This window comes from Enterobacter sp. FUJ80071, from assembly GCF_038739915.1.
Lineage (GTDB): Bacteria > Pseudomonadota > Gammaproteobacteria > Enterobacterales > Enterobacteriaceae > Enterobacter > Enterobacter kobei.
The window spans coordinates 228,386-244,005 of the sequence record NZ_JBBXKH010000002.1; the positions used below are offsets into that span (position 1 = coordinate 228,386).

At 51.5% G+C, this 15,620-nt stretch carries 15 protein-coding genes; 13 read left to right on the forward strand and 2 right to left on the reverse strand.

What is annotated here, in order from left to right:
- Positions 1 to 6 precede the first annotated feature (6 nt).
- Both AAER43_RS24345 and AAER43_RS24350 read right to left on the reverse strand, forming a co-directional pair.
- On the reverse strand, positions 7 to 1,164 hold the full coding sequence (locus AAER43_RS24345) for a TerD family protein (protein ID WP_251258076.1): 1,158 nt from the start codon (positions 1,162 to 1,164) through the stop codon (positions 7 to 9).
- Entirely contained in the window at positions 1,164 to 1,745 is a 582-nt protein-coding gene (locus AAER43_RS24350) for a tellurium resistance-associated protein TerZ (protein WP_000254137.1), read from the reverse strand. Before AAER43_RS24350 ends, AAER43_RS24345 begins: the two co-directional genes overlap by 1 nt.
- A 320-nt stretch (positions 1,746 to 2,065) precedes the next feature.
- Between AAER43_RS24350 and AAER43_RS24355 the strand changes: the two genes are divergently transcribed.
- The 13 genes from AAER43_RS24355 to AAER43_RS24415 all read left to right on the forward strand — a co-directional run bounded on the left by AAER43_RS24355 (position 2,066) and on the right by AAER43_RS24415 (position 15,473).
- The gene (locus tag AAER43_RS24355) at positions 2,066 to 3,124 is read left to right on the forward strand and encodes an ATP-grasp domain-containing protein (protein WP_012695441.1); all 1,059 of its coding nucleotides are present in this window, start codon (positions 2,066 to 2,068) and stop codon (positions 3,122 to 3,124) included.
- A gap of 9 nt (positions 3,125 to 3,133) precedes the next feature.
- A complete protein-coding gene (locus tag AAER43_RS24360) occupies positions 3,134 to 4,276 on the forward strand; it encodes a phosphoribosyltransferase domain-containing protein (protein ID WP_001280115.1) in 1,143 nt (380 codons plus the stop codon).
- The gene (locus tag AAER43_RS24365; RefSeq protein WP_001040058.1) at positions 4,269 to 5,042 is read left to right on the forward strand and encodes a hypothetical protein; all 774 of its coding nucleotides are present in this window, start codon (positions 4,269 to 4,271) and stop codon (positions 5,040 to 5,042) included. The genes AAER43_RS24360 and AAER43_RS24365 overlap by 8 nt, the downstream gene beginning before the upstream one ends.
- A gap of 1 nt (position 5,043) precedes the next feature.
- Positions 5,044 to 6,123 carry a cysteine protease StiP family protein gene (locus tag AAER43_RS24370; protein WP_001585166.1) on the forward strand — a complete coding sequence of 360 codons (1,080 nt, stop codon included), beginning with the start codon at positions 5,044 to 5,046 and terminating at the stop codon, positions 6,121 to 6,123.
- Positions 6,123 to 7,079: an HpcH/HpaI aldolase/citrate lyase family protein gene (locus AAER43_RS24375; protein ID WP_011152965.1), complete on the forward strand. Its 957-nt coding sequence runs from the start codon at positions 6,123 to 6,125 to the stop codon at positions 7,077 to 7,079. The genes AAER43_RS24370 and AAER43_RS24375 overlap by 1 nt, the downstream gene beginning before the upstream one ends.
- A 10-nt stretch (positions 7,080 to 7,089) precedes the next feature.
- Positions 7,090 to 8,298: a DUF4236 domain-containing protein gene (locus AAER43_RS24380; RefSeq protein WP_011152964.1), complete on the forward strand. Its 1,209-nt coding sequence runs from the start codon at positions 7,090 to 7,092 to the stop codon at positions 8,296 to 8,298.
- 17 nt (positions 8,299 to 8,315) lie between these two features.
- Positions 8,316 to 8,783, forward strand: coding sequence for a tellurium resistance protein TerW (terW, locus tag AAER43_RS24385; protein ID WP_001176767.1), 468 nt, complete (start codon positions 8,316 to 8,318; stop codon positions 8,781 to 8,783).
- A 462-nt stretch (positions 8,784 to 9,245) separates the two neighbouring features.
- The gene (locus AAER43_RS24390) at positions 9,246 to 9,884 is read left to right on the forward strand and encodes a VWA domain-containing protein (RefSeq protein ID WP_001253657.1); all 639 of its coding nucleotides are present in this window, start codon (positions 9,246 to 9,248) and stop codon (positions 9,882 to 9,884) included.
- A 22-nt stretch (positions 9,885 to 9,906) separates the two neighbouring features.
- Entirely contained in the window at positions 9,907 to 10,548 is a 642-nt protein-coding gene (locus AAER43_RS24395; protein WP_000116681.1) for a TerD family protein, read from the forward strand.
- Positions 10,548 to 11,186: a VWA domain-containing protein gene (locus AAER43_RS24400; protein ID WP_001253658.1), complete on the forward strand. Its 639-nt coding sequence runs from the start codon at positions 10,548 to 10,550 to the stop codon at positions 11,184 to 11,186. The genes AAER43_RS24395 and AAER43_RS24400 overlap by 1 nt, the downstream gene beginning before the upstream one ends.
- An 84-nt stretch (positions 11,187 to 11,270) precedes the next feature.
- Complete coding sequence (locus AAER43_RS24405) at positions 11,271 to 12,311, forward strand: TerY-C metal binding domain-containing protein (RefSeq protein WP_001253656.1); 1,041 nt, start codon at positions 11,271 to 11,273, stop codon at positions 12,309 to 12,311.
- The gene (locus AAER43_RS24410; RefSeq protein ID WP_000081060.1) at positions 12,311 to 13,948 is read left to right on the forward strand and encodes a PP2C family serine/threonine-protein phosphatase; all 1,638 of its coding nucleotides are present in this window, start codon (positions 12,311 to 12,313) and stop codon (positions 13,946 to 13,948) included. Before AAER43_RS24405 ends, AAER43_RS24410 begins: the two co-directional genes overlap by 1 nt.
- Positions 13,949 to 13,973: 25 nt before the next feature.
- Complete coding sequence (locus AAER43_RS24415; RefSeq protein ID WP_001284318.1) at positions 13,974 to 15,473, forward strand: lipopolysaccharide kinase InaA family protein; 1,500 nt, start codon at positions 13,974 to 13,976, stop codon at positions 15,471 to 15,473.
- Positions 15,474 to 15,620 lie beyond the last annotated feature (147 nt).

Consider the following 15,620-nt stretch of genomic DNA (forward strand, 5'->3'; position numbering starts at 1 on the left):
GCTGTGTTATTTAGAACCGGCGCTCCAGCGAAATCCCCTGCCAAATGCCCGGTCCATTTCGTCCTGGCCTTTGAAGTACTGGTTAATTCGCTCGACTTTAATTGCGCCGTTTTCGTTTACGAGTCTGGCAATGGCGCACAATGTGCGACGGTTTTCACCTTCGGTCAGGCGGGTCTCAATGGGCGGTTGATCCGGCACATGAATGGTGACCACACCATCAGTCTTGTCCCAGCTGGGAACACCTTCATAAATAAAGGCGTAAATCAGCACTTCGCGGATATGCTTCCATTCACGTCCATTGATATGCAGCCACTCGCCGTCTGATACATCACCCGTCCGGTCATCGCCCTTGAGCTGAACATACGGTTCATCGCGATAATCACCGAATGCATTACCGAGCGCCTGAATGACCGATTTATACCCGTCCTGAAGCTCAACAAAGGCCCCCAGATCCAGGTCGATTCCTTTGGAGCCGAACATGCCTGCAAAGCCTGATTTGCCGCTGCCCCGGTGCCAGTTCAGGTTGATCCGGATTTCACCGAAGTTATCCCGTTTGGTCAGGCTGATTGCAGGCTTCTCTTTTGTCAGCGATACCTTGCTCAGGCTGATTTTTGTCTCAACTGGCGGAGGGGTTACAACCGGAGGAGTCGGGGCTGCGGGAGCCGGTTCGTCGGCAATATTTACGCCGAAATGCTCTGCCAGCGGTTTAAGTCCACCGTTGAACCCCTGCGCAACGAAGCGGAATTTCCAGTCATTATTACGACGGTAAAATTCACCCAGAATTAAGGCTGCTTCCTGACGGCCGCTCAGTTCGACACTGCCGCTAACCAGGCCGGTAGCCCCTTGCTCCACGTCGATGGAAAGATTACGAAGACCGGACACCGTCTGCCCACCGTCACAGGTCACGGTGAACGCAATTTTCTGGACATCAGGTTTCAGCCGGTTGAGCGCGACAGTAAAGGTTGAGTACTGGCCTTCACTGACCAGGCTGACGGTACCATCATCGTTACGTGGCTGACCATAAAACACCATGTCCGCATCACCCTGCACCTTCCCGTCGGCATACAGGCGAAACGCCGAAGCATCCACCTGGCCGCCCGAGGTGATCCGGACCCGCAACTCCTGGGCTGGAACGGGGGCATTGCCCCCCGGCGTCAGGTTCATTAGCGAATAACCGCTGAAACGATATCGGAGTGCATATCGTCAATTGTGCGGCCGCGACAGGCATGGCCAAGGGCGGTAAAGTCCCAGTTGCCGTTATTACGGCGCAGCGAAGAAATAACGATCCCGGTATGTGAGCCCTGCTCAGTCAGCTTGTAGCGAGCCAGCTCTTTGCCGGTTTGATCGACAACGCGGCAGAACGCGTTTTCGACGTCATTGAACGACTGACCACGGAAGCTGTTTACCGTAAACGCCAGGTATTCAACGTTTGCAGGCAGTCGGGAGAGGTTGACATTAATCACCTCATCGTCACCGTCACCTTCACCGGTCAGGTTATCGCCACTGTGCACAACAGCGCCGCAGGTGGATTCCAGTTTGCGGAACCAGATGGTGTCAATTGTTTTACCGGTGCTGTCCATTAATACGCAGCCAGCATCGAGATCGATTGAGTCGTTGCCTCCAAACAATCCTCCAAGAAGACCTTTTTTCTTAACCGGATCCCAACCGAGACCGAAATGAAGCTGGCTTAATGCAGATGATTCTTTGCTGAGTGATACCGTCTGGTTCTTAACTAATGAAACCATGTTTTATTCCTTAAAATGGTAATGACCGAGACAATCAAAGGTATATTTAGTAACTGACGAAGAAAATCATATCATGATGAAGTTCTCTGACAAGGGAAATTTTGGTAGTTTTCTGTAAAAACACAAAAAGAAATCCTTTTCAGGGTGTTAATTTTCTAAGTTTAATTTAAATATCAATGTGTTATCAGGAATCCAAAAAACCTGACGCACTCCATAACCACAGGAGTTATAAATCATATTATGATTGACATGTAGCTTAGACACTCATAGACTCACTTCTCAATCATAAATTTGCATGGCGTTCCGGATAATTAAAAAAAATGAACAAGAAAATTTGGTTTATGGAAGGTTTATCCTCCCAGCGAGATATTATTCAGGGGGTAAAATCATTTGCAAAAAAAAATAATTTTGCCATTACCGTTTTTGCCTCCCACCGTAACGAAAGAAATGAAATCCTTTCCGTTGCCGACTATTCTTTGACTGAACCTGAAGATCCTCAAAAACGTCTTCAGTTTATCCAGGAAACCATTCAGTCCTACGGCATCCACCATATTCATACTGGCCGTAACAGCCAGTGGTTTGAAGAACACCGTTCAGCCATTGAATCGACCGGTGCCACCCTTACTACCGGTGCAACGGGCGTCGACTGGTTAACTCTGGCTGACGAAAAAGTTACTTTTGCTCAGTTTATGGAGCAAAAGGGTCTCCCGGTCGTACCATCCTGGCGGGTGAATACGCTGGCAGAATTAAAAACACACCTCGCGGCCCCGCCGTTCACTGACAGCCCGGTATGCGTGAAGCCGGTGACGGGTATCTATGGCATGGGATTCTGGCGCTTTGATGACAGTGCTTCGCCTATGGCCGTCTTTAATCATCCCGAACATCGTCTGGTCAGTCCGCAACAGTATATTGCAGCAGCATCAGCTGCTGAGTCGTTTAAACCCCTTGTTTTGATGCCGTACCTGCCAGGCCCGGAATTTTCCGTCGATATCCTCGCGGATAAGGGCGAAATACTCGCAGCCGTGGGACGCCGTAAGGAAGGGGTTATCCAGTATCTGGTAAACGAAGGAAGCGCCTGGGAACTGGCGTGTGACTGCGCCAGGGTTATGAAGGCCGACGGGCTGGTGAATGTTCAGACGCGAAACGATGTGAATGGCAACCCGGTGCTGCTTGAAACCAACATGCGTCCGTCAGGGGGGGTGGGTTATACCCTTCACAGCGGGGTGAACCTTCCTGGGTTATTTGCTGCCTTTAAGCTCGGTCTGATGTCTGAAGATATGGTGCGCCAGAGCGCTAAAAACACCTTTTCTCCGGTTGCGGTGAGATCCATTACGGATGTAATTGCATACCCGGAATCACTCTCTAACCTTCTGAATTAAGGCGTATTTATGTCTGATATCCTCGAAGATATGATTTATCGCCGTACCCTCTCATGCGGTACGATTCAGGTAACCCGCGACCAGGGTGAAGTTTCGCTCGATGACCTGTTTGACATCGCTGAAAGACGTAACCCGAAACGCGCCTTTCTGTTTGTCAGCAAAGTACTCGGCAGGCACATTCCCGTGCCACCCTCAGTCATGCGGCAGGCCTACAGACAGCTTGCCAGCCAGTTCCCCTCGACACTGACAGGACCCGTACTGTTTATCGGTATGGCTGAAACCGCCGTTGGGCTTGGGGCCGGTGTATTTGATGAAGTGCGCCACCAGCATCCTGAATCTGTCTATCTGACCTCTACCCGTCACCCGGTTGATGGCACGTTGCTTTGCGAGTTCAAGGAAGAACACAGCCACGCCACCGATCATCTGATCTATCTGCCAGATGATGAAGAGAAAAGACGTCGTGTTACCAACGCACGAACGCTGGTTTTGATTGATGACGAGGCAACCACCGGTAATACCTTTATTAACCTGCTTTCAGCCCTGCGTAATACCGGCAAGCTTCAACATATTGAACAGGTTATAGCCGTTACGCTTACCGACTGGAGTGGCAAAGCCTTGTCCGAGCGCAGCACCTTACCAGTCACTTCGGTTTCTCTTGTAAGCGGTAAGTGGGGATGGACCCCATTACCTGATGCACCTGTCCCGGACATGCCGAAAGTCAACGTAACTTCACGAGGAGAATGGGACATCCAGGGAAAACAGTCCTGGGGCCGACTGGGGATGCTCGCACCTGCGGCCGATCTCGGCCATGAGGTCTCCGTCCACAAGGGGGAACGTATTCTGGTTCTCGGGACCGGGGAATTCGTCTGGGAGCCGTTCCTGCTTGCTGAACGGCTCGAAGCTGCCGGAGCACAGGCATTTTATGGATCGACCACCCGCTCCCCTATCGCCGTTGGTTATGCCATTGAGTCCGCCATTTCCTTTACGGATAACTACGGGCTGGGCATCCCCAATTTTGTCTATAACGTCGCCCACCAGCAGTTTGACCGCATTCTTGTGTGTACTGAGACACCCGCAGAAAGTATTGACACGCAGCTTCTTAAAGCGCTGGCTGAGGTTGCGGCCGTCGTGGAGATTGTTACCTATGAATAAACCCGTTGTTCTGAGCGACCTTGACGACACGCTCTTTCAGACCCGTCGTAAAATGGTGGACGAGCTGGCCCTGGAGCCATTCCGTACCGGTGCCGTTGATCGCACCCTGAATCCACGAAGCTTTATGACGGAAGAACAGTCCATGTTGGTGGACTGGCTCCTGGAGCAGGCTGAACTCATACCCGTTACCGCACGGGGAACTGAAGAAATCAGCCGCGTACGGATCCCTTTCCACTCCTGGGCAATCACCACTCACGGGGCCGTCATTCTCACGCCAGAAGGCAAACCCGACGAGGAGTGGAAGGCCCATATGCTCGGCCAGCTGGCTCCCTATCAGGAAAAGCTGACATCGATGCAGCGTCTGATCACTGAAATGATGGACGCAAAAGGGATCAATGCCTGGGCAAGGCTGAACTTCGAATACGGTGAAACGGCGGTTTATATGGTGATGAAGCACCGCGACAGCACCCGCCTTGACGAGCTCAATGCCATTGCAGATGAGATAGAAACGGTGTTTCCGACCGAGGGCTTCTACATCCACCGCAACAGTAATAACGTGGCCTGGCTTCCCACCGCGGTTGAGAAAGGGCTGGCAGTCAGATGGCTTCTTGAAAAACTTCGGGCTGAACGCGGAGTCTTCCCCGTAATTGGTCTGGGCGACAGCCTGAGCGATCATCGTTTTATGAAACTGTGCAGCTGGTTTGGCATCCCGCGTCAGAGTCAGTTTGCAGATGCCATTTCACAGCGAATTTTTGGAGAAAATTAAAATGCAGCCACATGACACATTTACCGGCTCATACCAGCCCGGTGACGTGGAATTTCTGCTAAAGCCGGTAGTCATTGAGATGACGCCGGTTGAGCAAAAAGAAGAGCTGATTCAGTCAGGGAAGAAACATTATTCGGACATGCTCAGTCAGGAGCCAGCGCCAACACAATGGCATCTTGATTTGTTTCACCGGGCGCTGGATCGGGGCGCAGAGAGACTTGCAAAAGAAGTCACACAGCTCGCTATTGCTCTGGCCGAACGCTTCGGTGATGAGCCCATTGTACTGGCCAGTCTCGTCAGAGCTGGCGTGCCGCTCGGCGTTATGCTGCACCAGGCCCTGCGTGACATGGGGAAAACCTCATGGCATTACGGTATCAGCATTATCCGGGATCGTGGAATTGACGGTGCAGCCCTCGACGTCATTGAAGAGCGCCATGGTACCAGCGGTATTGTCTTTGTTGACGGATGGACAGGTAAAGGCGCAATTACCGGAGAGCTTGTACGCGCACTGAAAGATCGCCCGGGCTATCCTGAGCAGCCGCGACTGGTTGTCCTGGCCGATCCCTGTGGCTGCTCCTGGCTTGCAGCCAGTGATGATGACTGGCTCATTCCTTTTGGCATCATGGGTGCGCCGGTATCAGGCCTGATCTCCCGGTCAGTATGGTCCTCTGAAGGATTACATGGGTGCATGGTTTGCGAGCATCTCAGTGAATTCGAATGCAGCCGGATGCTTGTCGATACCGTCGCCCATTTCCGTAAGAAGTTAACCCCGTCATCCCTCGCTACCCTGAGCTGGAATATGGAGTCAGCCCGGGTCTTATGGCAGACAAGTCGCGACGTTATCGCGTTCCTGGCCGATGAATTTAAAGTGGACAGCGTCAATCGTATTAAACCCGGTATTGCTGAAGCAACCCGGGCTGTATTACGTCGGGTACCGGACCATGTATTTGTGCGTTCTATTGACGACCCGGACGTTGCCTTGCTTGTAGGGCTTGCTCGTGAAAAGGGAATAGTTGTTACAGAAATGGGGGGAACCCTCGGCCAGTATCGGGCTGTAACCATTATCAAGAAGGTACTCTGATGAAAAATCGTCTTTCTCCCTGGAATCTGGGAGCCACGCTATACATGCCTGCAACACGGGAAGATATTGCTGATGCCGTCCTGCACGGGAAAATCCCGGGTTTGCGCTCTCTGGTGATTTGCCTGGAGGATGCTGTCAGTGAAGCAGACATCCCCATCGCCCTCAAAAATCTGGAGCACCTGCTGCACGAGCTCAGTAACAGCATGCGTAGCCTGGGTAAAAATGACTGGCCTCTGGTGTTCATTCGCCCTCGGCATGCCGAAATGGGCAGATGGTTAAAAGCGCATTATGATCTTTCCGCTGTCGATGGGTTTGTGTTGCCGAAATTTACCCTCAGTTCGTTAGCTGAATGGTGGGATATCATGGGCGGGACTCACCTGTGCATGATGCCAACGCTGGAAACAGAAGACGTCTTTGACGTGGTTCAGATGCGCGAGCTGGCCACTCGCCTGGTGGAACATCCCTGCCACGACCGCATTATTGCGCTTCGAATCGGCGGCAACGATCTTATGAACGTTGTGTCGCTTCGCCGCCCCCGGGACCTGACGCTGTATGACAGCCCGATGGGCTACGTCATCAAAATGCTCGTTTCAGTCTTCGGCCCGCGTGATTTTGCCCTGACCGCGCCCGTATGTGAGCATATTGACGATCATGCCGTTATGGCCAGAGAGCTGGCTCTTGATATGGCACATGGGCTTGTTGGGAAAACGGCCATTCACCCGGGTCAGATAGAGGTCATTCAAAACGCGCTGATGGTCACTCAGGGTGAGTATTCTGACGCTCTGCGGATCCTGAACTCTACCCAGGCCGTGTTTAAGTCGCAGGGAGCAATGTGTGAACCCGCCACACATCGCCGCTGGGCGGCTGGCATTCTGGACAGAGCTCGTTTTTATGGGTTACAGAACGAGCAAAGCGCTGATGGAATCAGATTACTTACCGTGACCCAGCATCATTAAGGAAATCATAATGGGGTTCAGGTTCAGAAAGTCGATCAACATTATTCCTGGCGTTCGCCTCAACCTGAGTAACGGTGCACCGAGCCTGAGTGTCGGGCCGAGAGGTGCTTCCGTTTCTTTTGGTAGCCGGGGGACCTATGCCAATCTGGGCTTGCCCGGTACCGGGCTGAGTTACCGTACCCGGCTTGACCGGGCCGCGCGTTCCGGAGGTGGAAACCGGACGGCAACCGACCCGGGGCTCAGACAGGCGCTTGAGCAGGAAGCCGCTGAACTCATGTCAGCGGTAACCGCAATCCGTAATATTCACGAGCTGACGCCGGATCCAAAAACAGGCATCAGCTGGGCAGAGCTGGAAGCAGTATACCTGCATAACAGAACGTCGCCTTTTCAGGTTCCGGCACCGGTGCGTCCAGAAAAGCCAGACTACCTTGCATTGCCGGAAAAGCCTGCCGAGAGCGAAGGCATTAGTTTTCTGGGTAAATGGTTTGAATCGGAATCAGCTAAAGCTGAGCGCCACGCCGAAAATCTTCGCCGGTGGCAGCAGGAGCTGATTGATGTGGAGCGTGAGAATACCCTTCGACAGCACCGGTACCAGCAACAACGGACGGCCTGGGCCGAACAGTATGCAAACTGGAAGTTTGAAGCAGAAGAACATGAAAAACGGCTCGCCACGGCTCAGGCAGATGCCCGGCAGCAGTTCCGGACAGACGCCGCGTTTTTCGAATCATACCTGGCGGGTGTGCTGGCAGAAACTGAATGGCCGCGTGAAACGATTGTTGCATTTGAAGTAAAGCCGGAGCTATCAGCAGTCCTGCTGGACGTTGATTTAGCTGAGATTGAAGATTTCCCTGATAAGATTTACGGCGTTAATGCCCGGGGCACGGAGCTGACGGAAAAAGCCATGACGCAAAAAGCCGTACGCGAAAACTATGCCCGCCACGTCCATGGCTGCTTGTTCCGCCTGGTCGGTATCGTTTTACATACGCTACCTTTCGACAACGTGATTGTGTCAGGCTTTACGCAACGGGTCAGTAAGCGGACCGGCTATCTGGAGGATGAGTATATCCTGTCCTGCAAATGCACTCGCAGCCAGATGTCGTCAGTAAATTTTGCAGGCATAGAACACATTGATCCGGTTGAAGCGTTAGGCGATCACCCGGTTATTCGAAAGATGAGCAGTACCTTCATTTTTCAGCCTATTGAACCACTAACCCTTTAAGCAGGCTAAATCTTACGATGCAATTAAATACCAGACAGGCCCGGATTTTTAAGCTTGCCAACTTACTGGGCACCGGCAAGCCCGTTTCCGCTGCCGACATTATAACCAGTCTGGAATGCTCAGAGCCGACATTAACCCGGGCCCTCAAAGAGCTACGCGAGTCATATTCTGCGGAGATCAAATACAGCAAGGCAGGTCATTCCTACCATCTCGTTAATCCGGGCCAGCTGGATAAAAAGACCCTTCGCCGGATGAATGAAGCGCTCGCACAGAATGCTGAACTGAAAACCGGTGAGTCTACAGGGAAGGTCGTACTCGATAAGGATAAAAAAACAGCCGTGTCCTTATCGCTACGCATGCGGATCTTAAGAAAAATTGACCGTCTGGCTGCGCTGAGTGGCTCGACCCGAAGTGAAGCGGTAGAGAAGCTGGCTCTGCACTCCGTTGACGAACTGATAAAAGAATACAGCGCTAAAAAGTCCTGACGCTAAATCTCAGACCGGGGTGAAAACCCCGGTTTTGTCATATTTTACCTCTGTATTGGCGTGACGTAGTTTTGATCTATTCTCCTCCCGCAATGCCAGCAGCGCCTTACTGACTACAAAACCTGGTGTCTTGACATCCTCTTGTGCTACACATCAATCTTTGGGCGTTTTACACTCCATTCATGCAGATCTGTGATGTATGATGAATTTCATACATAAGACAGTTTATTTGTCCGAGTTTTTTCAGAAATCTTATATTCCAGTCCGGTCTGAATTATTTTTCTGTTGATAAGAGGCCATTCACATGTCGGTAATTCTATGGTGGTTAACTTATTTCTTTAATGCCGCTTCTGAGTATTTAATCTCCACCCGACAGATGTCGTGCCGTTTTATCAAATCAACAAACCCTGGCCTCTTCCTGAAACTACTCTCCTCTTCCGATCTCTTAAGAAGGAATTACATTTGAGACGCTTACCCGTATATCTGCTACTCGACACGTCCGGCTCTATGCACGGAGAGCCTATCGAAGCGGTTAAAAATGGCGTTCAGACGCTGCTTACCACGCTGAAACAGGATCCGTATGCACTCGAAACGGCTCACGTGTCAGTGATCACCTTTGATTCTTCAGCCCGACAGGCAGTCCCCCTGACAGACCTCCTGAGTTTCCAGATGCCAGCACTAACAGCCAGCGGCACCACGTCTCTTGGCGAAGCGCTTTCCCTCACGGCCAGCTCCATTGCCAAAGAAGTACAGAAAACGACGGCTGACACTAAAGGTGACTGGCGTCCCCTTGTATTCCTGATGACGGATGGAAGTCCGAATGATGACTGGCGTAAAGGCCTGAATGACTTTAAAGCGGCCAGAACCGGCGTTGTTGTGGCATGTGCAGCCGGGCATGATGCCGATACCAGCGTCCTCAAAGAAATCACTGAAATCGTGGTTCAGCTCGATACAGCTGACAGTTCGACGATTAAAGCTTTCTTTAAATGGGTCAGTGCGAGCATTTCGGTAGGCAGTCAGAAAGTGGAGTCCAGCAAAAAAGAAGTGATCGGTCTTGAAGACCTGCCACCGCCGCCGCCAGAAGTAAATGTGGTCTTATAATTTTATTGATTAAGGGGATATCATGTCTGTCAGTCTGAGCAAAGGCCAGGGCGTAAGCCTGAAAAAAAATGAATACGATCTCTCGTCCGTTACTATCGGCCTCGGTTGGGATATTAATGAGGAAAAGAAAGGTTTTCTCGGCGGGATCTTTGGTAAAAAAGAAGAAGAATACGACCTTGATGTGATCGCTTTCCTGTGTAATTCAGCCGGAAAGGTGACCGATCTCGGCAATGTGGAAAATGGTAAACCAACGCTTGTGAATGGCGATATCATCTTTTTCAACAGCCTTCGCCATAAGTCAGGCAATATCTGGCTGACGGGCGATAACCGAACCGGAGCCGGTGACGGTGACGATGAGCAAATTATTGTGCGCCTGAATTCCCTTGACGCTCAGTACGAGAAAATTGTGTTCATCGTTCAGATCTACAATGGTGAAAAGCTCCAGCAGCACTTTGGTAAAGTTCAGAATGCCTTCATCCGGGCAGTAGATGCCCGTAATATTGAAATGGCACGATTCGATCTTTCTGGCGGACCCGCCTTCGCCAGCCAGCGCTCCATGGTCTTTGCCGAGCTGATACGCGAGGCTACAGGCTGGAAACTCAGGGCAATTGGTGAGCCTTCAGAATCAGATTCGTTTGTCTCGCACCTGAGGAATTACATGTGATGCGCCGCCTGCCTGTTTACCTTGTTATCGACACATCCGGCTCGATGCGCGGTGAGTCAATCCATTCCGTTAACGTTGGAATTCAGGCGATGCTTAGCGCTCTTCGCCAGGATCCCTACGCCCTCGAAAGCGTTCATATCTCCATTATCACCTATGACAATGAGGCGCGTGAGTTCATTCCTCTCACGCCGCTGGAAGACTTCCAGTTTTCTGACATCGTTGTGCCAAGCGCAGGCGGGACGTTCACCGGTGCTGCCCTTGAATGTCTGATGCAGTGTGTTGAACGGGATGTACGTCGCTCAGATGGTGATACCAAAGGAGACTGGCGTCCTCTGGTATTCCTGATGACTGATGGAACCCCTTCTGATGCCCTGGCGTACGGTGAAGCGGTAAAAGCGATTCGCGGCCGGGGATTCGGATCCATCATTGCCTGCGCCGTTGGTCCTAAAGCAGGCCATGAGCACTTAAAACAGCTCACCGATAAGGTTGTGTCTCTGGAGACGCTAGATTCAACCGCGTTTGCAGGTTTCTTTAAATGGGTATCGGCCAGCGTGTCTTCCGGCAGCACAAGCGCGGGGATTAATAACGGAACTGATACCCTTCCCCCTCCTCCACCAGAAATCCAGCTGGTGCTCTGACAGACAGAAAGGTGCTGTTTCCGGGCAGCACCTTTCTGTACAGCAACGTTTTCTGCTGGCCGTACCAGCCGTACGAGGAAAATTATGAGACGCCTTCCCGTGTTTTTTGTCCTGGACTGTTCAGAGTCCATGATTGGTGAAAACCTGAAAAAAATGACTGATGGTCTGCAAATGATCGTCGGAGATTTAAGAAAGGATCCACACGCACTTGAAACAGCCTGGGTCTCGGTAATCGCATTTGCCGGTGTAGCCCGTACGATTGTACCTCTTCACGAAATTGCCTCGTTCTACCCTCCCCGCCTTCCCGTTGGCGGCGGTACGAGCCTTGGGGCCGCATTGCGTGAGCTGACCGTGCAAATTGATACCCAGGTCAGAAAAACCACTCATGAGGCTAAAGGCGACTGGAAACCCGTCGTGTATCTCCTTACCGACGGACGTCCGACTGACGACACAACCGCAGAAGTGAAGCGCTGGAAGGATCACTACGCGAGTAAAGTGAATCTCATTGCCGTTGGCCTGGGGCCGTCAGCGGACCTGAATATCCTGCGGCAACTGACAGAGAATGTCATGCTGTTCACCGAATCTCAGGAAGGGGACTTTACCCGCTTCATCAAATGGATCACGGCCTCGGTTACGGCGCACAGCCGCAGCGTCGGGGACGACAAACAACCTGAGCTCAGCCAGACTGAATACATAGTCCGGCTGGCCAAGGACGAGCCAGTAAAAGCGTACGACGAAAACTGCGTTACGCTTACCGGCCGTTGCAGCAAGACCCGTCGTCCGTACCTGATGAAGTATGAACGGCCACCAGCAAGGGTTTCCGGGCTCGATTTCAGTCTGAACCTGAACAGCTTTAATATTGCCGGATGCTATCCCATCGATGAGGACTATTTTGCGTGGTCAGATGCCACCGCTACCGGTTTGCAGGTAAATACCAGCGAACTGCATGGCGTACCGGGTTGCCCCCACTGCGGTAATGCCAGTGCGTTTGCCCTGTGCTCATGCGGAAAGTTGCTGTGTATTGACGGCCCGGATGACGTGATCTGCCCGTGGTGTGAAACAGGCCTGTCATTCAGCAATGATGGCGGAAACACTAACTTCGACGTAAACAGAGGGAGAGGTTGATGTCGCAAAATGCTTTACTTGAAGAGAAGATTATCCGCTTAGTTCTGTCTGAGCTGGGCCACCCTGTTGAAGGTGAGCGGCTTTTACTTCTATCGCAGGACCCATCCCTTACCGAAGAAATTATGCGGCTTAAAGAGCGGATTGAGAGCCTTGCACAGGGTTTATCTGCGCGGGTTAGCGAAGGTGATAACGACGCAGAGATTGCCGCCTCGTCAGCATCCAGTCTTTCCGATCAGCAACAAACGGTCGTAAGTGTTGCTGATAACCCGGGCATTGACGCTACCGATACATCAGCACTGCAACCCCTGCCAGAAAATGAGCCTCATCCTCCGTTCTGGAAGCTGATGCCTTATTACGAATTTGATAAACCAGCACAGAGGGAAGACGAAAACCTGTCTTCCCTGGTATTAAAACCCGGGCAGATACCGACAGGCCAGCAGCGGGCCAGCTTAGCTGTGCCACCTGCCGTTCCCCCGAGAGCTAAAATAACGATCCCCAACGCCCGCGCAGGCGAACGTTTCTCTTCGCCGGTTGCTATCGTTCTGGGTGAGGGCCAGCAGGCTACTGTCAGGGACGTTGTCTTTCCCCGGAACATTGGCCTGTCTTTTGACAAAGAACAGGAGTTGCTGACAGGTACTCCCACCGAAAGCGGCGATATAGAGCTTTCAGTAATCTGGTCATGCACGTCGCACGACGAATGTGAAACAAAACAGCTATTTATAATCAATCCCGATCCGAGAAGCCTGTGGAAGGTGGTAGAGCCACCAGCAGACGCTCCCTACCCTAAGTCCCATCTGGACGCTGCTGGCCTGGTCAGGGGTGATATACGTATTGCTGCCGCCAGTCGCCGGGGACGCTCTCATGAGCATGCCGGAAGCTTCAGAGATGACGACTTCTACATCAACCACTGCCAGGAAACAGGATGGTCTGTCATGCTGGTCGCAGACGGAGCCGGTAGTGCGGTAAATTCCCGGGAAGGCTCCCGGATTGCAGTCAAAACGGCTGGCGATTACCTTTTAAATCAGCTCAGTGGTGTGAAAGGCGTCCATTTAAAGCAGCACATCACGGCGTGGGAAGGGAGCGATCAGCAGGCAACAATAAACGCCATGCTTCATCATTTTAAACAGGCAGCTACGCTCGCGGTCAACAGTATCCAGAACGAAGCCATTTGTGCAGAACAACCTGTGAAATCCTATTCAACAACCCTTCTGGCAACTGTAGCGCTACGAACTGATAACGAGCTGTTTGCGACTGCATTCTGGCTTGGTGATGGTGCGATAGGTGCATACAGCCCTTCCGGTAAAGTCAGGATACTGGGAAATCCCGATAGCGGAGAATACGCAGGACAAACCCGTTTCCTTGACCAGAGCATTATCGCAGACCCCTCGTTTAGCGGCCGCATCAGCGTGGGTAAATGGAATGATGTATCTCACTTGATCCTCATGACAGACGGCGTCTCAGACCCTCTGTTTGAGACGGATAATGGGCTTCGCAGTGACGAAAAATGGACCCGTCTCGTTGATGAGCTCAACCCTGTCCTTACAGACGCCAGTATTGCGCCTGAGAGGTTAGGCGACTGGCTTAACTTTTTCTCCACAGGGAACCATGATGACCGCACTATTGCGGTGTTGTGGTAAGGGATACGCTTTTTCGGTGATCAATATGGCAAATATCGTTACGTGCAAAACAAAGGACGGCGAAACAGTCCAGTATGTTGACGAGGTAATTGGTTCGGGCTCGATGAAGGATGTTTACTTTTCGCCTGATAAATCATACGTCGTCGCTTTTTATCATAAACCGCAGAACGAGCAGGCCCGGGATCGGATTGATATGATCACCGGACGCTACAGGCAAAACATTTTTGGCCAGTCCGGAGGTGAATACTGGAAGGACCTGTTTTGCTGGCCGACCCATGTTGTTGAGCATGGGCATAAAATCGGCATCGTGGTTCCAACCTACAAAAGCTACTTTTTCTTTAAATACGGCTCTAAAAACGATGATTTTCTTGGCATAAAAGGTCGTGAAAAGGAAGGCAAATGGTTTGCCAGCGCCAGCAACCAGAACAAATTTCTCGACCCACGTGAACGAGGCAATACGCTTACCTATCTCAAGGTCTGTCTGCTGCTGACAAGAGCCGTCAGAAGGATGCATGCGGCAGGTCTCTGTCACAGCGATCTAAGCTATAAAAACGTGCTTATCGATCCAGAAATGGGACATGCCTGCATCATTGACGTAGACGGCCTGGTTGTCCCTGGAAAGTATCCTCCCGACGTGGTGGGCACCCCGGATTTTATCGCTCCGGAAGTGGTGAAAACCAGTCATCTTTCCAAAGAGGATCCGAACCGCGTATTGCCAAGCATTACTACTGACCGTCATGCGCTGTCGGTGCTTATCTACATGTATCTGTTCTTCCGTCATCCGCTACGTGGCGGAAAAATACATGACATGTCGGATGAAGTACGTGATGAGACCTTATCTATGGGTGAGAAGGCACTCTTCATTGAACATCCGACAGACAAAAGCAATGCAGTCAAAGTCAGTCAGCTATCGTCCTTTTCACTGCCCTGGGCTGACCCGGAGAAAATTCCTTACACCATCATGGGCCCTTATCTGACACCTTTGTTTGAGCGCGCCTTTATAGATGGCTTACACGATGCCACTAAACGCCCGACCGCCGATGAGTGGGAAAGCGCCCTGGTTAAAACAGTCGATCTGATACAGCCCTGCCAGAACAAGGCGTGTGAACAGAAATGGTACGTTTTCTCGGGTAAGACAAAGCCGGTTTGTCCCTACTGCGGTACGCCATACAAGGGTAAATTACCGGTTCTAAATTTATATTCTTCCCGAAAGGAAGGCAGTTATCGTCCTGACGACCACCGGTTGATGGTGTGGAGCGGGCAGTCAATCTATGCGTGGCATGTGAATCGCCTCATTGCGCCAAATGAGCGTACAACCGATTTGCAAAGGAAACGAGTTGGGTATTTTGTTTTCCATAACGATCAGTGGTGGTTAGTAAATGAAGGCATAAATGGGCTTATGTCATTACCGGATAAACGACAGATTGCCATTGGGGAAAAAATTGAACTGACGAATAACGCTCAGTTTGTTCTGTCAAAGGAGGAAGGCGGCAGGCTGGTCGTCGTTCAGTTAGTAGAAAACTAACGGACGCCCATAACGACTAAAACGTTCTGGCAGCATACTGAACCTGTTTAATGAATCACTATATTAAGCTGTGTCAAATTTAAGCTGCCAGAAAAACTGACTGTCTGTGCCGGATATGCGGTACACCTCCTGCGGCAAGGGTTTAAT